We start from the raw sequence: 21,551 nt of genomic DNA on the forward strand, positions 1-21,551 counted from the left end.
ATTAAACCACTCGGCAAATATATGCTTTATTCTCCATTATTTCTAAAGTTTCTCCTCCAACTCAAACATCACAGTTTTCTTAACTTCTTTCATGTTGAAAAGCACAAAGAGCAACGTAAGAGCGGCTAAGATTGTCACTTGGTTTTCCGCCGTGTACAGATAACTGTATCTCATCTTTATAACCGCAATCAAAGCAAAAACTACGACCAAAAATATCATTGTCTTGTAGAAGTACGATTTATTACCCACAAATCTTACCAAATCACTAAAAGACCTAAACTTGGGAATCTTTCCAAACTCAAACCCAACCAAAATCTCCCTCAAAACTCCCAACGAAGGAACAACCCCCAACAAAAACCCCTTCAAAGACCCAAAAGAAATCACATCACTAAAAGAGACTTCGTTAACCAAAACTATCCCGTAGAAGAAGTAAGCCAGAAGCCCCAAATCCTTACTCTTCCTAGTCAATAAATACACCAAGGGTATCAGAACAACAGCTTTACTCCCCAAAATCAACCCACCGATTACAGCAACTATTCCCCAGATCATCTCAGCTCCCTCACTATCTCCCTCAAATAGTCGCTCGGCCCCAGATCAATAGTGGGAACTAGGGAGTTAAACTTCTTAACCGTTTTCTCCCTCTCGATATACTTCTCATAGAGCAGCTTTAAGGTTTCCTCGTTGAGCTCTTCTCCATAGAAGAGTATCGGGTTTGGCGAGAGTATTATCAGCTTGTGCTTCTTCCTCAGCATAACTATCAACCTGTAAAGAAGGGACGTGTAGCTCATTAGATCAGTAATAAGGATAATGTACGATGGTTCCTTTATACTCAACAACGCCTCACTGATGCTTGCTCTTTTTCTGGGAAACACCTTCCTCATGAACTTCCTAGCCCTCTCGCTGAACTTCAGGCTGACCTCGCCCTTGAGGCTCATCAGCCCCTTCTCCTCCTTAAACCTCACGGCAGATCTAATCTTGTTCAAATGCTCCCTTCCTCTCGCGGGTTTAACTACCTTAACGTCCTTATCCTCATAAACTATCAATCCCACCCTGTAGTTTTTCTTCAAAAGAAAAGTTGCCATATGCAAAGCCAAAGTCGAAGCATAATCTATCTTCGCCCTCTTTATCCCCTTCCTCATCTCCCTTGTGGAATCGAGAACAATGTAAACATCAGCCTCGTGCTCCTTCATGAACTCCCTCACGATCAATTCCCCAAGCCTTGAGCTCGCCTTCCAGTCTATCCTCCTTAGGTCATCGCCGGGCAGATACTCCCTCAGGCCCTCAAGCTCCATTCTCTCCATCCCGAAGAAGACTGTCCTTTTGTAAACCTCACCCAGCTTTACGTTGTAGTCCTCCTTAGCGGCCTCCCTTATGGACTCAACAGAAGGAACTACCTCAAGCCTATAATTCCCAACATCAACCTCTTCGAAGTAGAGCTCCTTGAGGTCGGTAACCTCCAATTTTATCGGGATCTCGTATTCTCCTTTCCTCTCGGGAACAAGGAGAAGCTCTATGAATTTCTCTTCACCAGACTTAACAACTGCCGCGTCCCCAAAAACTCTCACTCCAGAAAGCTGTTTATCCTTCACCCTTATTTTAACATCACTTCCGAGATTCTCAATCCTGAGTACAGCTTTAACCTTCTTCATCTCCTCACTCTGCTCCGGAAACTCAACTTCTACCCTTAGCTCGGGCTTAAAATCCGCTCTGCTCTTTAATAAATAGAGAGACAACCCAAGTCCAAATAGGGCACTAAAAACGCTTGAAGAGAGATACCCATGGGCAAAGCTAACTCCCGCTAGAGTCCAGAGCAGGTCTTCCCTTTTCATACCGGCACCTCTACCTCATCAAGAATCTCCCTCACAATATCCTCGCTCTTCACTCCCTCAAGCTCGTATTCCGCTCTAACAAGAAGCCTGTGGGACAAGACATGGACGGCCATTTCCTTCACATCATCTGGAATGACGTAGTCCCTTCCACTCAAGAATGCCTTCGCTTTCGCCGCATAAAGCAGGTGCTCCGCAGCCCTCGGCGAAGCCCCAACCAAAAGCCTCTCATCTCTCCTTGTCCTCGCTACGATCTCGTAGAGGTAGTGGAGCACTTCCTTACTTGTCCTAACACTCTTAACCTTGGCAATGAGAGCCATTATCTGGCTCGGCGTAAAGACCTGTTTAACCTCCCCAAACTCTCCCCTATCCTTTCTCAAGAGCATTTCCAGCTCCTCATTCTTATCCGGATAGCCAACACCTATGTGGAGCATAAACCTATCCAATTGAGCTTCCGGCAAAGTGTAAACCCCTTCAAACTCAAGGGGGTTTTTAGTTGCTATGACAAGAAACGGCTTTGGGAGTGGAAGGGTGTTCCCTTCTATTGTGACTTGTCCCTCTTGCATTGCCTCGAGCAGAGCTGATTGGGTCTTTGGCTGCGCCCTGTTTATCTCATCAGCCAGAACAACGTTGGCAAAGATGGGCCCCTTCTTTATCTTGAACTGCCCAGTCCTCTGGTCGTAGTAGACCGTTCCAATTATATCGGCTGGCAGTAAATCCGGGGTAAGCTGGATTCTGGAGAACTCAAGTCCAATAGCCTTTGCAAAGCTCTTCGCTATCGTCGTCTTTGCAACCCCAGGAATGCCCTCGAGTATCACGTGTCCCTCGCTCAAAAGGGCAACCGCCAAAAGCTCTACAACATCGTCCTTTCCAACAACGGCTTTATGAACCTCTTTTTTGAGAGTATCAAGGAACTCTTTACCGTTCATTTTAACCACCTAGTTTTTTACCAGTTTCTATTTCCTTTATCATCTTTCTAAGGATACTTTCATCATAACCCTCTTTCTTGAGCTTCTCTATAACCTCATCCAGACTTTTTTCTTCTTCCTTAAAGATTTTCCCCAGTATCAGTTCAAGGATCTTCCCAACACCTTTCAGCGCGAGGCCACTCTCAACCAAGATCGCTGTTACCGCAACCGCCAATACCACATAAAACGCCTTAACCCGGTCTAGACTCCTCCGTATGACCAGGGTTCCCACTGCGTATGGGTTGAAGTTTGAATGGTGGGCCTCGTCTATGTAAACAGTATCAGCGTTCAAATACCTCACGAAGTTCCTTATGAAGGGCTCATTCTCATCGAACATGTCGTTGATGAAGACGCTCGGGTCTGCAAAGAGAATTATCTTGCCTTTGCCATACTTCACTTCACTCATTACAGGCAATTCTCTCTGATTGTTGCCTACCACAGTCACTTTGCTCGTGTATATTGAGCCGTTTGCCCCTATTATCGCTGACGGAACGTTTAAGATGAGCTTGTCTACTCCAATGCCCAGCTGGGGATCAAGAATCCTGACAACTTCGGGGAAGTTGTAGTTCTTCGAGTAGAAGACATCTATAGGAGTTATCCCCAAGAACCTTGCAGATAAGTTCAGCCCCTCCAAGATGTCGTTCCCAGTACCAAAGTCGTCTATCAAAACCAAAGTACCGCCATTGTTCAGGAAATTCTTAACCTCCCCTACCTCAAGAGGAGAATATCTCATATCAGGCCCGAGGATTAGGAGAACCCCTTTCCTCTCGCTTAGATCAAAGGAGTTGTAAGATGTTATCACGGGCACTACCCTTGATTCCTCGTAGAGAAGTTTACCAAACTTAGAGGCCCCGTTCCAGTTGGTGTTGAAAACACTAAAATCGGCACTAGTATGGAATACAGGCACGCTTATTGGCATCACAAGGAGGAAAATGCCAAAGGCCAACATTATTGCATACGCTGCTCTCCTCATAGCTCCTCCCTCACGATAAATGAAACTATAAAGCCAGCCACGCTTTTCAAATACTCAAGGACGCCACGCCTCCCCAATGGTTTTTTACCGTAGAAGTGCTTCTCGTAGAGGCTTGTCAGCTTCTCCAGATACGGGGCAAAGCTCTCCTTTCTTAACTTCCTAGCGAGCTCCCTCGGAGTTGTGCTGGGCTTTAAACCGTACTGCTTTATGAGCCTCTGGTAGATTTCCCTGTACATTTCCCTTAAGGACTTGAACTTTCTCTCCATCTCTTCTTCCTCTTCCTTCTCCAGCTCTCTAAGAGCTTTTATCAGCGCCACGAACTCCTCATCACTCATTCCCTTTCTGCTTCTCAAATAGAGCTTCCTTGAGAGGTAAGCGATGCCCCCTAAGAGAGCCAAAACCAGAGCAAAAATGATGTATTCAATCAACGAGAAACTGACAACGCTAATAGAAACCACATTCGACTTTGCCTCATCGTAATACTCATCTCCCGGGAAGTAAGCGTAAATTTCATGTTTACCCGTTTCGTTGAAGCTGAGTGTTATTTCAAAATTCTTTGCCGCATAGAGAGATTTGTAAGGTTTATCATCTACGTATACCGCTATTGGAATCTCCCTCTCAACGCCCTCTATCTCCCCGATTATCTTAACCTCCTCCCCCTCCTTGACCTCGCCCTTGTCCGCTTTTATGCTAATCCTCACCGGATACTTGAGGAAGACCACGCTTAAAGATGCCCAACTGCCAGCGTAAATTTCATTGCCCAGGTATGTAACGTTTACCAGCTTTCTTCCGCTCTCACCGCTCGTAACGTTGAAGGAAAAGCTCCCGTTGCCTGAAGTCAAGAGGGTGAACTCCTCGCCGTTAAACTCACCAAAAACCTTCTCCCCGTTTAAAGCGTTTCCATAATAGTCGAGCAGAAAACCGTTCACCCTTAAGCTCTCGTTGATGTATGCACTTCCCTCTGAGGAGAGAACAATCCTCGTGGGGATCTTCAGCACGTTGATGGTTATAACGTTCGAGATCTCAGCGCTTCCGTTTTTAACTCCCGTTGCAAAGACCTCATAAGTGCCAGGCCTCTCGAATGAATAAACGTAGGAAAAACGGTTGTTTTTAACTCCCAGCACGATTGTTTTGTTCTCAACATGAATGTTAACATTCTCAAAGTCAGATGCATAGCCATAGAAGGTTACATTTTCATAAACGAATGGATTGAGGTTTGAGGCATACAAAACCAATGACGTTGGGATGATAATTACAGTCTCATTAGTGATGGCTACATTTTTGGCCTCTTCTGGAGAAAGCACTTTATAGGTGTTTAAACCCCTCTCATACCCCAAATACATCCTTTTGATCTTCTCTAACTTACTTCTGATGGAAGAAGTATCCAGAGTTAAGATGTTGCCATCTTCATCTCGGAATTCAAAGGTGTCTATAACATCAAGCGCGTTTTCGGCCTTTGAAATGCCCTCGCCCATCATCTCCAGCCCTTGAGTTGCGTTAAGGTATGCATAATAATCCCCCAACTCCTTTACGATCTCAATATTGTCCAAGAAAAGTCTCTGTCCCTCCACAATATCTTCAAGCCCCTCGCCGAACTCCAAGAAAGGCGGCAGATAGTCATCTACTTTGGCTTTAATCCCAAAAGATTTGTAGAACTCTATCTCCTCCTGCGTGACCTTCAGCTTTGTGGCAACGCTTTCTGCATAATAGGTGCTCTCGTTATCCTCGTCAATCACCTTGTCAAGGGTCATCTCGGAGTAAAGCAAAAGAACTCTAAAATAGATGTAAATTCCCTTATCGTTTTCATAGGCCGTATCATATTCAAAGTGCCTTTCCGAGGCTAATCCAAAGGTGCTGAAGGTTAAAAGTGCAAGGGTGATTAAAGCTAATGTCCTCTTCATTTTCCTCAAATTCAGAAGGCAATGATAAACATTTTAAAGTTAATGGTTTTAAATTGGCAAGGGATAAAGAGATGAGAATGGAGAGAGTGGCAGGAGCTTCTCTAGCAGTCATAGGTGCCTTCCTCCTGATCTATGGTGCGATAAACTCCAACCAGAGTCAGATTAACCTCGGCTTTGCTGGTTTATTCTTGAGCTTTGTAGTTTTCACCTTCAAATCAAAGGAATACGTTAAGAGAGAAGCACTTGACAACCTTATTCTCCCCTACGTGAACATGATCAAGAAAATGGTTGATGACCTAGGCCTTGAGGGAAATGCCCTCTACATTCCTCCCTACGAGAACATGCCAGAGGGAGGAACATTCATCCCTCTCCACAAGGACTTTGACCTCGATCTGGGAAGGATGGATGAGGATACGGTTTTCCTCACCAACGTTGCCAACGAGAGGCAGATGGGTCTCGTGATAAGACCCACAGGAGCTGAGCTCGTCAAAAAGTTCGAGGAACATTTTGAAGGCTCACTTGACGGTGAAGGCTACGCAACAGTTGAGAGCGTCTCGTCCTCAGTCTTAAGAGCCCTTGACCTTGCCAAAGGGGTACACATAGATGAAAACAAAGAAGGCTTCAGGATAGTGGTAAAGCCCACAAACACGGAGATATGCAGGGCAAGTATAGAGGGCTGCAACCAAGTTGCCTGTCCTGTTTGCTCCTCAATCCTTCTCGCTCTTGCTAAGGGAACAAATGAGGTTATAGAAAGCGAGAGCTTTGCCACAACACAACACGGCGTTGAGATAAAAGCCAAAAAGCTTGGAGGCGTTAGGGAATGGATGTAGAGGACTACATGCTCCTATTTTTATCATCGTGGGTTCTAATATCTGCACTGGCAACAAAGAGCGTCGATGTATTCCTAACTTTAGCCCTCATCGGGCTTTTGATAACCATCGAAGTGGGAAGCTTATTTCTAAGCAAAGAGCAGAAAGAAAGCCTAAAGCCCCTAGTTGAACTCCTCCTTGTGATATTCGCAATCATAGTTATGAAGAAAGTTTATGAGGTTCTGAGCGGTTAAGGGGCACATCTCAAGTGGCGAAGGCTTTGCAAATAATCCCCCAACAGAAAACACGCTTGGGCTTGTAAGATTTCCTTGGTGTTGAAACGCCAGAATTTTACTGGTTGAGAACTTTTTTCAAGCCTCGCCCTTCAGGGCGGGGAGGAGGTCAGGTGGTGAGATCTCCAGATTAAGGCGAGACTTTCAAGAACTACAGCGAGTAGTCCCCTCCAATATCTCCCATAGTGCTCTTATTCTTGGATGCCTTTTCTTGAGCTTTTCCACCAAGCGTTCGTACTCTTTAGCATCCACCTTTTTAATAAGCTTTAGGAGCTCTGCTGCAAATTTGTAGGCATTTCTGTTCTTCTTGGCAACCTCAAATTCCACAATCTTTTCAATGTCCGGGATTATGGACTTTAAATCATCCCCAATGAGCGAGAGTGCATCCAAAATTGCCTGCCTGGAGAGGGTTCCCGCTATGTACTTTTCGACGGCATCTGGAAATAACTCGATAATTCTATCCTTAAGACCCAGTTCAAGCGCACATAAAAACGCTATGTTTGCATTTTCTTTCTTTAATATTTCTTCAAAGACATCAAATCTGCCCGTTGCCTCTATGGCCTCACAAACATAGCTTGTGAGATACCCTACACCATCGCTCGCCGTGTAGAGATCTATAACCTTCTCATATTCACTCCTTTTGCCAAAGTACTCTATAAGCAAATGATACTCTGAGAATTTCAAGCCGAGTTCCTCCGCAAGTTCTGGATTCACCTCTAGGAGAAGCATTACTTTCTCCCGCGGACTTAAGCTGGAGTTTAGTATAAGCGCCTCGGCCTTTTCTTTCTCTCCAATCTTTGCGAGCAACGGTGCTCTTAGCTCAACGCTCATGTTCTCGGCATTTAAGATATCCTCTTTGAAGAGCTCAGCGTTCCTCAGCAGAACTTCATAGGCGTATCTATAGACATCATCTGGCACGTCTAAAAGCTTAAGGAGTTCTAAAAACCTTTTAAAGTCTTCTTTACTGATGTTTTTCTCTATGACCTCAAACAAGGGTTTCAGTACAATATCTCCATAGTAAAAATCCCTATAGTCGTCGTAAAACCCACCGAAATCATAGTAGTGCCTGCATATATACTCAAGCAGCTCCCAAGCGTCGTCCTTTGAAATTCCGCTCTTAATTATCCTGCCCACCTCAACCGCATCTTCATAGGAGAGATATCCTTCAAAATAAGAGAAGAGGTCTACTTCTCTTTTTATTTCAGGCAGAATTTCCGGATTGCTTTTCAGGATTTCCCTTAAAATTTCCAAGATTTCCTCTTTGCTCTTCTCTTTCAGGGATTCGAGGAAAGCATCACCATCGAAAAATTCCCCATTGGAGTATGCAAGAAATGCCGCCACACCATGTTTGCAGTTTCTCCCATAGGGGCATGTGCAAAAGGAGTTCATATTCCTGAGGTCAAACTCAACGCTGTACGTCTTGCTTCCCCTAACCTGTGCGTAAAGTACGTCCCCAATTTTTACAGCGCTTAAAACCCTCCCTTCCATGTAGTACCTTTCTCCTCTCTCAAATACCCTGCTCCCAAAAATTCTTCTTACTTCCCTCAAGCTCATCCTTAATGCCCAAAAACTGGGAGGCGAAGAGGTATAAAAATTTTAGGTTCTTAGGGTGTGTTTATACTGACCTCCTCCCCCGCTTAGCTAAGGATTCCAACGGTTTAACCCCTCGCCATTGAGGGGAGGAGCGCAGGTTTTAAAGGAATCAAAGGTATCATAAAGGGCTCATAAAGGTATCATGAATTGGAAAGATGAATCCTATGAGCGAGGCGAGCCAGGATAACCAAAAAGGTATTAAATTCCAATGCATTACAGTTTTATGCATAAATCTGTAAGGGTGATATCATGTTTGTTGATAGAAGGGCGGAACTGAAGGTGTTGCACTCTGCCTATGGGTCACTAAAGAGTGGGGAGAAGGTTAATGTTGCTATTATCGGGCCGAGGAGAATTGGAAAGACTGAACTTCTTCTTAAATTCAGAGAGAAAGCCAAGGGAGTTGTTCCATACTTAAACTTACAGCGGATTGGAAGCCTAGACTCATTTATCTTTGCATACACGAGGGAGCTTCTATATGAAATTGCTAATACACTGGGATTGGAGATTGGAAGGAGTGAGCTCTTAACCTGGGATGACCTGCTAATCCTGTCTGCAAAGCTTGAAGTTGATAGGGAAGTTAGAGCAATCAAGGATGGGTGCCTCGAAACTCTCTTTGAAATTCAGGAGTCAATTCTAGAGAAAACAGGACAAAAGGCCGTTTTTATTCTCGATGAATTCCAGGAAGTTCTCAATTTCAAGGGATTCTTGGAGGTAATGCGTGCTGTCACGGAAAAGCAGAAGAACATTGCATACTTCATTTCTGGCTCTGCCGTTAGAATGATGGAAGAAATTTTAGCTCCAAAGAATCCCTTCTTTGGTCAATTCAGGCGAATTTACCTGAAGGGTTTGCCAAGAGAGGATGCAATAGAGCTTGCAAAAACAACCCTAGAAAGGGCAGGAATTGAAGCTTCCCGATCAGCACTTGAACTGATTTATAAACTCACCCAGGGTCATCCCTTTTATGTTCTAGCTGTGTGCAGGCGTTTAATTGAAGAGGGCTTTGAAAAGATTAGACGGAAAGATGTTCACTATGCCTTTCTCACTGAACTATTGACAGAGAAAGGGGACATCTATATGCACCTTGAATATGTTTTCAATGAGTCCCTCTCAAGGGCCTACAAAGGACCAATCCACAAGCAGATTCTTCTTATCCTGGCTCAGGAAGAGGGGTTGAGGCTTTCGGAGATTGCCAGACGTTTGGGCAAGCCCAGTGGCGAGGTGTCAAACTATTTGAAATTCCTTTTGAGGACGGATTTGATTGTAAGGCAGAATGAAAAGTATTACTTTGCCGACAAGCTCATGCGTTTCTGGCTTGCAAAGACCTATCTTGGCATCACCGAGCTGGAGCTCAGGCGGGAGAAGTATTTGGAAGAGCTGATTAAGGAGTTAGAGGAAAAGTACCTCAGGGTGAAGAGGGAGCTTGGACTTGCAAGAGAATCCGTGGTCAGGGAGAAGATGAGAGAGGTGTTCGGCATTGATTTCAAGCCTTATCGGAGGGGTGATGTTGAGTTTGATGGTGTTGCCTTTAGTGATAAGATTTATGTGCTTGAGGTCAAGTGGAGGAATAAACCGGCAACTTACAGGGACGTGGAAGAGTTCGTGAAGAAAGCAAAAGAAGAGTTTGGATCTGCAGTGATGTTCTTCTTCTCGAAGTCAGGCTTTACTGAAAAAGCAAAAGAACTGTGTAAGAAAGAAGGTGTTAAAATGCTAATACCCGTGGATCTGGAGTGTAGCGCGTTCTGAAGAAGTCAGTGAAAACAACAGACCAAATAGGCGGAAGATAACGGGTACTGAAATCATTTCCGCTGGAACGATGACCTCTTCCCCGCCCTAAAGGACGAGGCTTTCAAAAGGAAGAAAGTCAAATACTGTTTAAATAACAGGAGGTGAAACTAAACACGCCCCATATCAACAAAAGACTTTTAAAGAACGGGCCAAAAAGGCTAGAAACTAGGTAGCACTCTATTTCTAAAAAAGCTAAAGACATGATAATCTTTCCTATAGGTATAGAGTTCAACCGAAAAATATAAATATCCAGAAACAGGATAATCCTATAGGCGGATAATAAATGAAATTCTACGACAGGGAGAAGGAGCTCGAAGCCCTGGAAAAAAGCTTTAACCTCACAAAAAGGAGGTCTTCCCTAGTTATAATTACCGGTAGGCGTAGAATTGGAAAAACAAGACTCGTTAGAGAATTTTTCTCAAGGAAAAATATTCCTCACTTAGACTTTTTTGTATCGGTGAAGGAGGAATCACTCTTACTTGAGGACTTTCAGGAGGAGATAAGCGAAAAACTTGGCTATTCCCCAAAATTTGAGAACTTTGAGGATTTTTTGAGCTTCTTGTTCAAAACCCAAGATAAGATACCAATATTTTTTGATGAGTTTCAGAACTTTCTCAAAATAAACCCCTCCATAATTCACGACCTTCAAAAGTTCTGGGATAAATACAAAGAAGAGAAACGCTTTTTCATTGTGCTTTCTGGGTCTTACATAGGGATGATGAAAAAGGTGTTCCTCCTTAGAAAATCCCCCCTGTATGGTAGGAGCGACCTTTATATAGACCTCAAGCCGTTGAAACCAAACGTTGTTTTTCAAATGCTTGATGGCCTTGGTATAAAGGACTTTGAGGAAAAAATAAAGTTTTATGGAGTTTTTGGTGGCGTGCCCAAGTATTATGAGTATCTTGAACTATTTAACGAAAAGACTTTCTTCAGCTTTCTGAAAGAGATGCTAAGATTTTCCTCTATTCTGCAGAGCGAGGGTGAGGCTTTGCTCATAGAAGAGTTTGGGAGAGCCCACAAGATATATTTCTCTATCTTGGAAGCCATTGCGAACAGTAGAAACACCCTCGTTGAGATAGCAAACGCAATCTCCCAGAAACCCACTACCATAACGAAGTACCTGAAAGCCCTGGAAGAATATTTCAATTTGATTTCAAGAGAAAAACCCCTGCTGGAGAAAAAAAGTAAAAAATCCCGTTATATAATCAACGATTACTTCCTAAACTTCTGGTTTACCTTCATACGAAAGAACCAGAATCTAGTTGAAACAGAGAACTATGATGCCCTAATAAGGAAAATTGAAAATGGCTTCCCCAACTACTTTGGCAGGATATTCGAAAGGGTTGTGAGGGATATTCTCGTTGAACTGAACCAGAGGGGAGTTCTGGAATTCGACGAAATTGGGCCACAATGGGGTAAGAGCAGAAAAGGAAGCTACGAAATTGACCTCGTTGCAACAAAAGGCAACAAAGCTTTGTTTATTGAGGTTAAATGGAGAGATGACGTTAATGGAAAAAAAGTTTTGGAAGATTTAATGGAAAAAGCGGAATTAACAAAATGGAAGGGTGAGAAAGAATTCCTAATAATTGCAAAGAGCCTTAAAAAGAGAGCCCCTGATGCCACATGCTGGGATTTAAAAGATCTGGAAAGATTAATGACCAATTGAGTTTAGTCATTGAGAATCATCACATCGAGGTTCTCCTCTTTAATCTCAACCCCAATTATATCAAAGAACTTGGAGAAGTCTAGCTTCTTCCGTGGAAGATTTCCATCCTATCTTCGAGCTCAACAAGTATAACTTCACTCCCTCACTTTCACGCCACTCCTTTTGGAATGATTTTTCTCTTTAAAACAAGCCTCGTCCTTCAGGGCCGGGAGGAGGTCAGTTTCACTATCAAGATCACCATTTATCCTAGAACAATAAATTCTAAATATGGTTTTTGGTATCGTAAGCAAGGGCGCAAAGCTATATTCCATAAAATATAAAAACATTAAAAATTTATATTTCGTGGGATATAAGATGTTGAAAAGAGAAGAAATTATTGAGCTGATCAGTGTAGATAACTTTTGGGGCAGGCCCCAAGAGGTTGGGATAGAAAGGGATTACTACTTAAAACGGCTTAGCAAACTTGCCAAAGCTAAGGACTTCTCAATATCGATTATTGGAGTTAGAAGATCAGGAAAGACCTTTCTAACAAAGCAGTTTTTGAAAAAAGCCATAGACTCTGGACTTGGCCCCGAACAAACCCTCTACGTAAACCTAGAAGATCCAAGGTTTCATCCTTACCTAAGTTTAGAGCTCTTGGATGAGATCTATCAAGCGTACAGAACGTTTGTCAACAGAGATAAATTTGCGTTGATAGTCCTTGATGAAATCCAAAACATTGAGGACTGGGAAAAATGGGTTCGGAGAGCAATGGAAAAAGAAAACGTCCAAATAATTGTAACTGGATCAACGTCTTCCCTTTTAAAAAGTGAGGTATCAACTGCATTAACCGGACGTTCGCTAACTCTCGAAGTTTTCCCGCTCAGTTTCCGAGAGTTCTTGAAATTCAAAGGGATTGTGGTTGAGAACCAGCTAGACATTATAAAAAACAGAGCTAAAATAGAGAGACTCCTAATAGAGTACCTCCAATTCGGGGGATTTCCAAGAGTAGTTCTGGAAGAGGATGAATTCTTAAAAAGAGAAATACTCAAGGAGCTTTTTGACGGCATCGTAATGAGAGACGTTGTATTCCGGCATGGATTTAGGGAAGTAAATTCAGTCAAACTGGTTGCAGAATTGGCCATAAACTCGTTCTCCTCTCTTAAGAGCATAAGCAGTCTAAGAAATGAACTGGCCGGAATCCTAAAGAGGAAAGTCTCTCCAAATTTTGTTGCGGAGGTAATAGAAGCCCTCAGAGAAAGTTATCTGCTCTTCACAATCCCACCTTTTTCTCCAAAGATAAAAGATGTAAAGAAGTACCCAAAGAAAATTTATGTCGTAGATACAGGATTAGCGACCTCCGTAGCATTAAGTTTCTCCAAAAATCTAGGCAGGTTAGCCGAGAATGCAGTTGCCGTACATCTCATTAAAAAATATGGAGAAAACAACCTGTTCTACTACAAGGGCAAGAGAGAAGTTGATTTCATTATCAAAGAAGGGTTAAAAGTAACAAAAGCAATCCAAGTAACTTGGGATTTAAGAGAAAGCTACGAAAGAGAAGTAGAAGCCATATTGGAGGCAATGGATGTCTTTAATCTTGGCAAAGGCCTTATCATAACTGCAAATGAAGAGGGAGAAGAAGCTCACGGAAACAAAAAGGTAAAACTAATTCCACTCTGGAAGTTTCTTCTGGATTTAGAGTTTGCAAAAGAATTTTAAGCCTTCCCTTCTTTATCCCTCCGGTGGTCAAATGAATCTTAGAGATTACTGGGACCTCATAACGATAATTGCACTCTCACTACTTCTTGACTTCCTCATAGCCTTCTACCCAGATAGTTTGCTTAGGAAAGCCCTTGGCTTAGCCTTCGTGCTCTTCTTTCCGGGCTACGTTTTCATAACAGCTCTCTTCCCCGAAAAGAAGGAACTCGACAACCTCGAGAGGCTGGCTTTAAGCTTTGGACTAAGCATTGCCATCGTGCCGTTAATCGGTTTGGGCCTAAACTACACCCCCTGGGGAATAAGGTTAATTCCAATTCTTGTGAGCTTAACAGTTTTCAACGTAATCTTCGCTTTCATCGCAATATACAGAAGGGCTAATGCTATCGAGCCGTGGATTCCAAGAATAAGCATTGAGAAACTCAAAGAAGAGCTCGAATGGGAGAAGGCAAGCAAACTCGATAAAGCCCTAACGGTAATTTTAATAATAGCGATCATCTCCTCCGTAGCAACCCTTGGCTACGTTATAACCCACCCGAAGCCGGGCGAAAAGTTCACCGAGTTCTACATCCTCGGCCCAGAAGGAAAAGCCGCCGATTACCCAACGGAGCTCTTCGTAGGGGAAAACGCCACCGTAATTCTAGGAATAGCAAACCATGAGTACAGGAATGTAACATACCACGTTGAAGTCTGGCTTGTTAACTTGACCTACAACTTCACGACGAACGAAACCGTTATTCATAACATGTACCTCGTGGATTATTTCAACGTCACTCTGCCCCACAAGCCCGTTGACATAGAGGGCAACTGGACTCCCCAATGGGAGACCAATTACACCTTCACCATTAATAAACCCGGAAAGTGGCAGCTCTGGTTCTTGCTCTTCAAAGACGAAAGACCCCCACTACCGAGCCCGATAAACGGCGATTATGCTCAAACAAACGCCACGCAGAGAATTCTAGATGCCATAGAAGGCAAAATACAGGCTCTAAAGCTCAACATCGAAGTTAGAGAGATTTGAAAGTTTAAAAAACACACCATATGGGATATTTCGCTGAATAGACTTGTTCTAGATTTTCCTAATCTCTCTACTCCCTTCTGAACACTCCCCTGTCAACTATCTTCTTACCCACAGCGTAGGCATACCTTATAACAGTACCATTAACCTCACTCGGCAGCTCGAACTCCTCCAAGCCCTTAACAGGGTACCACTTCTCAAAAACCTTTGTACCATTATCAAGGAAACCCCATATGCCGAGCCCTGTCCCCGTGGCGTTTTCAAAATGGAAGATTACTCTGCCGTTAGCCCTTTCAACCTCAACGTTGGGATGCTTGAGCTTTAATATCTTTATAACCCCTCCATCAGAGTAGACAAGCTCATAGGGCTCCTCTGGCCATATGAAGAGCTTCACAAGGGTTGTGTTAAAAGCTTCCTCATTCATAAGCACAGCATACTTGTAGTTGAGGTTGATGTAGAGGTAAGCGTTGGAGTTCGAGGATGTTAAGTTCGGCCTAATGATTTCCCCCTTGTACTCGACATAAATTCCCCTCGGAGTAATTGCCCTTCCATCAGCGTTTATTAGGACATTCCACTCTTCGCCGGGCTTTGCTATAACCCTATATCCTCCCCTCTCAAACACCAGCGTTCCAATGGAAGAGGTCATAGGAAGAACAACTAGGCCATAGGTTTCGCGTATATTGTAATTAGTATTCATTTTCGCAGTATCAACTACAGCGCCAAACTTGAGGAAATCATAGTAAGAAACGACAACATAATCAACGCCCAAACTCATCGCCCAGTTCTCATCGAGCTTACCCAAATAGTATAACGCAACATCCGCATGGGGTGCTAGCTCTGCAACTGGTGACCTTCTAGCATAGTACGTAATCCACGTCCCGTAATCCCACCATGCCAAAATCACATCGTTTTCGTTTGAGTTCTCACCAAGCCACCTCAAAGCTTTCTCCCACTGTTCGTTCATAAGAGGCTTTGTGTTCAACACATTGTCTAGTGCAAAAGCTCCGCTTACTGCAGGGAGCAATATTAAAATTATCAAAACAATTCCAGCTGTTTTAGTGGTTATTTTGGGTACTATAAATTCATAAGCCTCTACCAGCCCAATTCCAACCATAAAGGCCACTGCCAATGATCCAATAAAAACAAACCTTGCCCATATCAACAGCAAGTATAAACCGGGGATTATTAGCCCTAAGAAAAAGAAGTCTTTTGTATTGAGCTTCTGGGTAAAAAAGCGAAGGAAAAATAAGGGAATTAAGAAAAAGCTTATTGAAAAAGCTCTCCATATGTCGCTAAAGGCTGTAGGACGTGTTTCCATTATGGGAACACCCTCAAACATTTCAAAAACTCCAAAAAATTCTCTCAACCCTGAGAATTTAACAAGAACAAAAACCATAGCAGAGAACCCTAAAACTCCCACTATAGCGATCCGCATTCTTCTGTCTTTTATGAACCGCGAGAGCAAGAAGAATAAAAGCACCAACGCCAAGGCTACAGGTGTCAGGTAATAGATATGGAACAGCAGATAACTATCCTTTATGAGTCCAAACTCCACCCCAAGCCTTTCAGCAATGCTGTTTCCAAGAGGCTTATCGTAGCCGAGCATACCATAGCCAAATTTTGAGCCCAGAAAGTTCGCAATGAATGCTCCAAACGCCGTTGAAATTATCAAAAGGGCTGAGTCCAGAATTTCCTGCTTTTTGTCAAGGATAAACACACCAACGGAGAGAAAAACCCCGTTTAAAAGCAAAAATACAAAAATCGGATAATAAGCCTGCCAGAAGATAGCCGTAAAGCCACTTGCAAGAGCCGGGACAAGATAAAAAGCGAGTCTTTTGTTCCCAAGCCTCTCACTCGTATGAAAAGCATATGCAATACCCACCAAAGCCACGGTGTACCAGAAGAGCATGTAGTTATCCCCTCTATAGTAATTTGCCATCGACCTAAAAATGTGCCCGTAACTAACAGCCAAGAAAAGAGACGCAAAGAAAGCCCTCTTCTCATCGTAGAACTTAAGTAACGCCCAATAGAAAAACGCTATCGTCAAAACTCCAAAGATTACGGGCGTTATTCTGAAGGCGTTGTAGAGGGAAACACCAAAAATCTTCAGAATTTTATAAACATAAGCCGGCGTTATCCATAAGCCAAGGGGATGGAACGTCTTTATTTGGAATCCCCAGGGGCCGTTGGCAAATGGGAAGAAGTTGAACCATTCTCCGGCTTTTAACGCTTCCTCGATGTAAGCAAGATGAAAATAAGGGTCATAACCGAGGAGGTATTTAAACCTTAAGGGAATCAGCCTCAAGATCAACGCCACACCAATCACTAGAGGTAGCGCCCTCTTTGGTTTGAACAGGCTATTGAGCATTGGAACCCCCTACGTATTTTGTGATAAATCCTTTTTAACTTTAGTTATCATAAAACTTTGGTTCAAAATGATACTGCTATCAAATTATAACGAATTTTTTGTTACATATTGTAAATACGAAGATGAACGCAAGGGTCTCCGCGCATTAACCAAAATAACAGATTGTAGTAAAGTTTAACCAAAAATGTTTAAAGCAATGCTTATCAGAATTAGGTAGAAATAATGGCAGAATATAGAAAGGGGATTGAAGTGATGAGCAATAAGGGATTGAACATTCTAAGGCATGAATTCTATAGAGACGCGTTTATCATGATGATTGCAGTTACACTATCTAATTTCTTTAACTACCTCTACCAGCTTCTAATGGGAAGATTGCTCTCTCCTCAAGAATACGGAGAACTTTTCAGCCTATTGTCTTTATTCTATATATTTTCTGTGTTTTCAACAACTATAAACACCTCCATAACTAAATTTACAGCAGTTTACGGAACAAGAGGGGAATACGGAAAGATAAAATCAATCCTAATTAAGGGGACGAAAGTTCTAGGGCTTTTTGGAATTATGCTGTTTGGATTAATAGCTTTGATTTCTCCGCTGTTTTCTAAGTTCTTGCAGATTGAGGACAACAGCCTTTTGTTGGTTTTGTTTGCATCACTTCCCCTCTCAATGGTTCTCCCCATATATCAAGGGGCTTTGAGGGGAATGCAACGCTTCTTAGCATTAGGACTAAGCACTTCTTCCTGGGCGTTCTTTAAGGTGCTCTTTGGATTTTCCCTGGTTGCACTGGGCTACGGAGTTTTCGGAGGTCTCTTTGGAGTCTTTCTGGCACATATTGGAGCATTTCTCTTGACATTAGTATTTCTGAGGGACTTGTTTAAATACAAGGAAAAGGGAAATCTTGAAATTCGGGAGATCCTTTCGTACAGCAGTCTTGCATTCCTTGCAGTTCTTGCCTACACAACAATGTGGAACATTGACGTTATTTTGGTCAAGCACTATCTATCCCCCCTAGAGGCAGGACAGTATTCCGCCATCTCCGTGTTGGGAAAGATTGTCCTCTTCGCTCCAGGGGCAATCGGTATGGTCATATTCCCTAAAGCAGCGGAAAAGCATGAAAAGGGCGAAGGGCACTTTCACGTACTGCTGAAGGGATTAGGCTTGACGCTCTTGATTTCAGGTGGGATAGTTTTAGTCTATGCCCTGTTTCCGGAGTTCATTATCAAAATCATTTATGGGGCAAAATACCTCAGTGTTGCACCTTATTTGTGGAGATACGGGCTGGCGATGATGTTCTTCTCGCTGGCGAGCGTAATGGTTAATTATTCCCTGTCAATAGGCAAGACAGATATTTTTCTTTACCTATTAGGACTACTCGCAACTGAGATAGCTCTGTTATCTCTTGGAAGTAAGAATATTCCTACAATAATAACCATGTTAACTGGCGTGAGTATTTTAGGGACAATCGTGCTGTTTATATATATTTGGAGGCATAGATAATGCCCAAGATATCAGTACTGATGCCCGCTTACAATGAGGGGGAAAACCTTAGAGAGGCAGTTATAGAGACCATGAAAGAGTTGAAAGGATTAGATCATGAAATAATCATAATCAACGATGGATCCAAGGACAATACTCTCGAAGTTGCAAAAGAACTCAGCGAGTCATTTAGGAATGTTAGAGTTGTGAGCTACTCTAGGAACAGAGGAAAAGGGTATGCTTTGAAAAAAGGCTTTGAGAAGAGCAACGGTGAGATAATCGTATTCTTCGATGCAGATTTGGATATTCCCCCTTCTCAAATAAAGAGGTTCCTAAAAGCTCTTCAGAATGGATACGATGTTGTCATAGGCTCAAAATACCTTCCAGGAGCGAGGGTTATGTATTCCGAGAAAAGAAGACTATTCAGTATCTGGTACAGAACACTTGTTAAAATTTTGCTCAAGTTAGATGTTAGTGATACCCAAGTTGGGCTTAAAGTGTTTAGGAGGGAGGTTTTAGAGAAAGCGTTTTCCAAGATTTTGGTCAAAAAGTACGCCTTTGATGTGGAACTTTTGACCGTGATAAACATGTATGGGTACAAGATTTATGAACTGCCAATTAAAATTGAACATAAGAGTTTTAACTCGTCCATAAACTATAGAGCAATAGCGAGGATGTTTTTGGACACTGCAGCAATAGTTTACAGAAAAAACATCTTGCATTACTACAATGGTGATAAAAAATGAGAGTGCTATGGCTCAACTGGAAAGACATAAAGCATCCAGAGGCTGGGGGAGCGGAGGTTTATACTCATGAGATAGCGAAAAGGTTAGTTAAGAAAGGGCATGAAATTACGCTCTTTACTTCACACTTTGATGGGGCTAAAAAGAAAGAGGAAATTGACGGAATTGAAGTAATCAGGGGAGGGAAAATAGTTGGCGTCTTTAACACTGTCTATTCACATGCGAAGAGATTTTACAAGGAGAATAAAAACGATTTTGATATAGTAATTGACGAAATAAATACTCGACCATTCTTAACCCCAAAATACGTTGATAAGCCAATAATCGCGTTAATACACCAACTGGCAGTTGAGTTTTGGGATTATAAAACCCTATTTCCAATTAATTTTATTGGGAAGCACATTTTGGAGCCCTATTGGTTAAAGCATTACCTGAATATAAAAACGATAACCGTCTCTGAATCTACAAAGGAGGATTTGGAGAAATTAGGGTTTAAATATGTTGAGATAGTCTACAACGGGTTGGATAAGATTATTCTTGATAATGTCCCTGAAAAGGAAGACGAATTTACAGCCATATTTGTTGGCAGGTTAACCCCAACCAAAAAGCCCGAGGACGCCGTGATAGCCTTTAAAATGCTCAATAAGGGAAAAATGTGGATTGTTGGCAGAGGCGAACTTATGGAAAAGCTTAAAAAACGGTATAAGGACAAGAATATTGAATTTAAAGGTTTTGTGCCCGAGAAAGAAAAAATTGAACTCATGAAAAAGGCCCACGTATTGTTGGTTCCCGGAATAAGAGAAGGCTGGGGGAGGGTTGTAATTGAAGCCAATGCCCTAGGAACTCCAGCCATCGGTTATAACGTTCCTGGGCTGAGGGATTCAATAAAGCACAACTACAACGGTTTGCTGTGTGAACCAAATCCCAAGGCTATGAGCAAAGCACTTGGGGAATTGTATGAAGATGAAGCCCTTAGGAAAAGATTAAGTGAAAACGCTTTGGAATGGGCTAAAAGGTTTAATTGGGATGAGAGCGCGGAGAGGTTTGAGAGAATATTAAAATCCATTACCGGTGAGTGAAATGGAGAATAAAGAGATGCCATTGGTTTCAGTGATTATTCCTACTTACAAACGAAAGGATAAGTTGAGGAGATTGCTAAATTCCCTACTTGAAAGTGACTATCCAAAAGATAAAATGGAAATTATTGTTGTAGTTGATGCTGATGGTGAAGATTACAGTGATTTGATGAAAGAGTTCCCCCAAAGTTAGGTTTATTTTTAATAAAGAGGAAAAATTTCTTGCTGAAAGTAGGAACATAGGCATTAAGAATTCAAATGGTGATTATGTTTTTGTAATTGACGATGATAACGTTGTTGATAAAAAGTGCATAACAGAACTTGTTAATTTTTTGGAAAATAATCCTGACGTTGGGATAGCGGGACCCATTATGTACTATTACAAGGACCCTCAAAGAATATGGTGCGCTGGCATAAAACGTAATTACTACACTTCAATTACCAAATTTATTGGAAGAGATGAAATAGATAACGGGCAGTTTCTTAAACCATTTCCTTCAGAGGATTTTCCAAACTCTTTCATGGTGAGAAGAGACGTGATAAACAAAATTGGATACTTTGATAGTAGAAATTTCCCAATACATTATGACGAAGCCGATTTTTGTAAGCGGGCTTGGCTTGCTGGATATCAGATCTATACTGTTCCAAAGGCCAAGGTTTGGCACGATATTCCCTTTAGAAAGGAAATAAAGGAGAAAGGGAGATATTTCCATGTGCATAATGAGATGAGAGCTTATTATACGGGCCGCAATAGAATATTATTCCATAGGAAATACTCCGGATTACACCAATTCCTAATATTTCTCATTGTGTTTAATCCTATTATAACGATATATTATTTAGGTATTATTCTACTGGGTCTAAACGAACCCATCAGTAAAAGAATAACCATATTGAGAAGATATCTAAAGGGTATAATTGATGGAATAATGAAGGGTGATATTACATGAAAGTTGCATTAATAACAAAATACTTTCTACCAGTTAAAGGTGGAATAGAAAACCATTGCGCTAATCTCGCTATATATCTTCACAAACTGGGAATAGATGTAGAAATACACACTTCAAGAGACAACCTAACTGAGAGAAATATACTCCCAACGTTTGAAGTATTTAATAGTGGTGTCAAAGTATATAGGCATTCTAGGTTCTGGAAATTCAGCGATATTGAAAAATTTGATATTGTTCATTTACACAATTTCAATATATTTCCACACATGTTAATATTTCTAAAAGTTATAATACAAAGGAAAATACTAAATAAAAAACCCCCGCAATTATTGTGACGTTACACGGTGGATTTAATCCATGGTGGGAGGAATTTTCCCTATTTAAACGGATTATTAAGAAAGCATATCATTT

General features: G+C 42.1%; 17 protein-coding genes and 1 pseudogene. 11 read left to right on the forward strand and 7 right to left on the reverse strand.

The genetic code is table 11. The annotated features are described in order from the left end of the window. Nucleotides 1-42: 42 nt before the first annotated feature. The 5 genes from OCC_RS04995 to OCC_RS05015 are packed head-to-tail and all read right to left on the reverse strand — an operon-like array spanning nt 43 to nt 5,668. Nucleotides 43-549 (reverse strand): hypothetical protein, encoded by a 507-nt coding sequence (locus OCC_RS04995; RefSeq protein ID WP_004067373.1) that lies wholly within the window; start codon nt 547-549, stop codon nt 43-45. Then, the gene (locus OCC_RS05000) at nt 546-1,829 is read right to left on the reverse strand and encodes a DUF58 domain-containing protein (protein ID WP_004067372.1); all 1,284 of its coding nucleotides are present in this window, start codon (nt 1,827-1,829) and stop codon (nt 546-548) included. The genes OCC_RS04995 and OCC_RS05000 overlap by 4 nt, the downstream gene beginning before the upstream one ends. Then, nucleotides 1,826-2,755: an AAA family ATPase gene (locus tag OCC_RS05005; protein WP_004067371.1), complete on the reverse strand. Its 930-nt coding sequence runs from the start codon at nt 2,753-2,755 to the stop codon at nt 1,826-1,828. Before OCC_RS05005 ends, OCC_RS05000 begins: the two co-directional genes overlap by 4 nt. 1 nt (nt 2,756) lies before the next feature. Beyond that, complete coding sequence (locus OCC_RS05010; protein ID WP_004067370.1) at nt 2,757-3,767, reverse strand: DUF4350 domain-containing protein; 1,011 nt, start codon at nt 3,765-3,767, stop codon at nt 2,757-2,759. Then, nucleotides 3,764-5,668, reverse strand: a complete 1,905-nt coding sequence (locus tag OCC_RS05015; RefSeq protein WP_004067369.1) for a DUF4129 domain-containing protein — start codon at nt 5,666-5,668, stop codon at nt 3,764-3,766. Before OCC_RS05015 ends, OCC_RS05010 begins: the two co-directional genes overlap by 4 nt. Before the next feature lie 77 nt (nt 5,669-5,745). Here OCC_RS05015 and OCC_RS05020 point away from each other — a divergent pair, with 77 nt between their 5' ends. Together OCC_RS05020 and OCC_RS05025 are read left to right on the forward strand one after the other, a co-directional pair. Continuing rightward, on the forward strand, nt 5,746-6,498 hold the full coding sequence (locus tag OCC_RS05020; RefSeq protein ID WP_238565084.1) for a hypothetical protein: 753 nt from the start codon (nt 5,746-5,748) through the stop codon (nt 6,496-6,498). Next, on the forward strand, nt 6,489-6,731 hold the full coding sequence (locus OCC_RS05025; RefSeq protein WP_004067367.1) for a hypothetical protein: 243 nt from the start codon (nt 6,489-6,491) through the stop codon (nt 6,729-6,731). The genes OCC_RS05020 and OCC_RS05025 overlap by 10 nt, the downstream gene beginning before the upstream one ends. A 183-nt stretch (nt 6,732-6,914) precedes the next feature. Here OCC_RS05025 and OCC_RS05030 read toward each other — a convergent pair whose 3' ends face one another. Next, nucleotides 6,915-8,324: an SWIM zinc finger family protein gene (locus tag OCC_RS05030; RefSeq protein WP_004067366.1), complete on the reverse strand. Its 1,410-nt coding sequence runs from the start codon at nt 8,322-8,324 to the stop codon at nt 6,915-6,917. A gap of 288 nt (nt 8,325-8,612) precedes the next feature. Here OCC_RS05030 and OCC_RS05035 point away from each other — a divergent pair, with 288 nt between their 5' ends. The 4 genes from OCC_RS05035 to OCC_RS05050 all read left to right on the forward strand — a co-directional run bounded on the left by OCC_RS05035 (nt 8,613) and on the right by OCC_RS05050 (nt 14,530). Beyond that, nucleotides 8,613-10,106, forward strand: coding sequence for an AAA family ATPase (locus tag OCC_RS05035; RefSeq protein WP_004067365.1), 1,494 nt, complete (start codon nt 8,613-8,615; stop codon nt 10,104-10,106). 325 nt (nt 10,107-10,431) lie between these two features. Further along, nucleotides 10,432-11,814, forward strand: coding sequence for an ATP-binding protein (locus OCC_RS05040; RefSeq protein WP_004067364.1), 1,383 nt, complete (start codon nt 10,432-10,434; stop codon nt 11,812-11,814). 354 nt (nt 11,815-12,168) lie between these two features. Beyond that, a complete protein-coding gene (locus tag OCC_RS05045) occupies nt 12,169-13,512 on the forward strand; it encodes an ATP-binding protein (protein WP_004067363.1) in 1,344 nt (447 codons plus the stop codon). A 31-nt stretch (nt 13,513-13,543) separates the two neighbouring features. Then, nucleotides 13,544-14,530, forward strand: a complete 987-nt coding sequence (locus tag OCC_RS05050; RefSeq protein WP_004067362.1) for a DUF1616 domain-containing protein — start codon at nt 13,544-13,546, stop codon at nt 14,528-14,530. 67 nt (nt 14,531-14,597) lie between these two features. Here the strand turns inward: OCC_RS05050 and OCC_RS05055 are convergent, their stop codons facing one another. After that, nucleotides 14,598-16,895, reverse strand: coding sequence for an STT3 domain-containing protein (locus OCC_RS05055; RefSeq protein WP_020953670.1), 2,298 nt, complete (start codon nt 16,893-16,895; stop codon nt 14,598-14,600). A 222-nt stretch (nt 16,896-17,117) separates the two neighbouring features. Here OCC_RS05055 and OCC_RS05060 point away from each other — a divergent pair, with 222 nt between their 5' ends. The 5 genes and pseudogenes from OCC_RS05060 (at nt 17,118) to OCC_RS05085 (ending at nt 21,475) form a co-directional block, all read left to right on the forward strand. Further along, nucleotides 17,118-18,392: an oligosaccharide flippase family protein gene (locus OCC_RS05060; protein ID WP_004068138.1), complete on the forward strand. Its 1,275-nt coding sequence runs from the start codon at nt 17,118-17,120 to the stop codon at nt 18,390-18,392. Further along, nucleotides 18,392-19,117 carry a glycosyltransferase family 2 protein gene (locus tag OCC_RS05065; protein ID WP_004068139.1) on the forward strand — a complete coding sequence of 242 codons (726 nt, stop codon included), beginning with the start codon at nt 18,392-18,394 and terminating at the stop codon, nt 19,115-19,117. Before OCC_RS05060 ends, OCC_RS05065 begins: the two co-directional genes overlap by 1 nt. Beyond that, entirely contained in the window at nt 19,114-20,193 is a 1,080-nt protein-coding gene (locus tag OCC_RS05070) for a glycosyltransferase family 4 protein (protein WP_004068140.1), read from the forward strand. The genes OCC_RS05065 and OCC_RS05070 overlap by 4 nt, the downstream gene beginning before the upstream one ends. 16 nt (nt 20,194-20,209) lie before the next feature. Further along, nucleotides 20,210-21,140 (forward strand): annotated as a pseudogene (locus tag OCC_RS05080) (glycosyltransferase family 2 protein). After that, entirely contained in the window at nt 21,137-21,475 is a 339-nt protein-coding gene (locus OCC_RS05085; RefSeq protein ID WP_020953671.1) for a glycosyltransferase, read from the forward strand. Before OCC_RS05080 ends, OCC_RS05085 begins: the two are co-directional and overlap by 4 nt. The last annotated feature ends 76 nt before the right edge of the window (nt 21,476-21,551 follow it).

The organism is Thermococcus litoralis DSM 5473 (assembly GCF_000246985.2).
Taxonomy (GTDB): Archaea; Methanobacteriota_B; Thermococci; order Thermococcales; family Thermococcaceae; genus Thermococcus_A; species Thermococcus_A litoralis.

What these genes read in the sequence shown, in the direction of transcription:
- OCC_RS05030 (WP_004067366.1), bottom strand. Translation starts at nt 8,324, where the DNA reads ATGAGCTTGAGGGAAGTAAGAAGAATTTTTGGGAGCAGGGTATTTGAG.
- OCC_RS05070 (WP_004068140.1), top strand. Translation starts at nt 19,114, where the DNA reads ATGAGAGTGCTATGGCTCAACTGGAAAGACATAAAGCATCCAGAGGCT.
- OCC_RS05000 (WP_004067372.1), bottom strand. Translation starts at nt 1,829, where the DNA reads ATGAAAAGGGAAGACCTGCTCTGGACTCTAGCGGGAGTTAGCTTTGCC.
- OCC_RS05050 (WP_004067362.1), top strand. Translation starts at nt 13,544, where the DNA reads ATGAATCTTAGAGATTACTGGGACCTCATAACGATAATTGCACTCTCA.
- OCC_RS05010 (WP_004067370.1), bottom strand. Translation starts at nt 3,767, where the DNA reads ATGAGGAGAGCAGCGTATGCAATAATGTTGGCCTTTGGCATTTTCCTC.
- OCC_RS05045 (WP_004067363.1), top strand. Translation starts at nt 12,169, where the DNA reads ATGTTGAAAAGAGAAGAAATTATTGAGCTGATCAGTGTAGATAACTTT.
- OCC_RS05065 (WP_004068139.1), top strand. Translation starts at nt 18,392, where the DNA reads ATGCCCAAGATATCAGTACTGATGCCCGCTTACAATGAGGGGGAAAAC.
- OCC_RS05015 (WP_004067369.1), bottom strand. Translation starts at nt 5,668, where the DNA reads ATGAAGAGGACATTAGCTTTAATCACCCTTGCACTTTTAACCTTCAGC.
- OCC_RS05035 (WP_004067365.1), top strand. Translation starts at nt 8,613, where the DNA reads ATGTTTGTTGATAGAAGGGCGGAACTGAAGGTGTTGCACTCTGCCTAT.
- OCC_RS04995 (WP_004067373.1), bottom strand. Translation starts at nt 549, where the DNA reads ATGATCTGGGGAATAGTTGCTGTAATCGGTGGGTTGATTTTGGGGAGT.
- OCC_RS05085 (WP_020953671.1), top strand. Translation starts at nt 21,137, where the DNA reads ATGAAAGTTGCATTAATAACAAAATACTTTCTACCAGTTAAAGGTGGA.
- OCC_RS05020 (WP_238565084.1), top strand. Translation starts at nt 5,746, where the DNA reads ATGGAGAGAGTGGCAGGAGCTTCTCTAGCAGTCATAGGTGCCTTCCTC.
- OCC_RS05040 (WP_004067364.1), top strand. Translation starts at nt 10,432, where the DNA reads ATGAAATTCTACGACAGGGAGAAGGAGCTCGAAGCCCTGGAAAAAAGC.
- OCC_RS05055 (WP_020953670.1), bottom strand. Translation starts at nt 16,895, where the DNA reads ATGCTCAATAGCCTGTTCAAACCAAAGAGGGCGCTACCTCTAGTGATT.
- OCC_RS05005 (WP_004067371.1), bottom strand. Translation starts at nt 2,755, where the DNA reads ATGAACGGTAAAGAGTTCCTTGATACTCTCAAAAAAGAGGTTCATAAA.
- OCC_RS05060 (WP_004068138.1), top strand. Translation starts at nt 17,118, where the DNA reads ATGGCAGAATATAGAAAGGGGATTGAAGTGATGAGCAATAAGGGATTG.
- OCC_RS05025 (WP_004067367.1), top strand. Translation starts at nt 6,489, where the DNA reads ATGGATGTAGAGGACTACATGCTCCTATTTTTATCATCGTGGGTTCTA.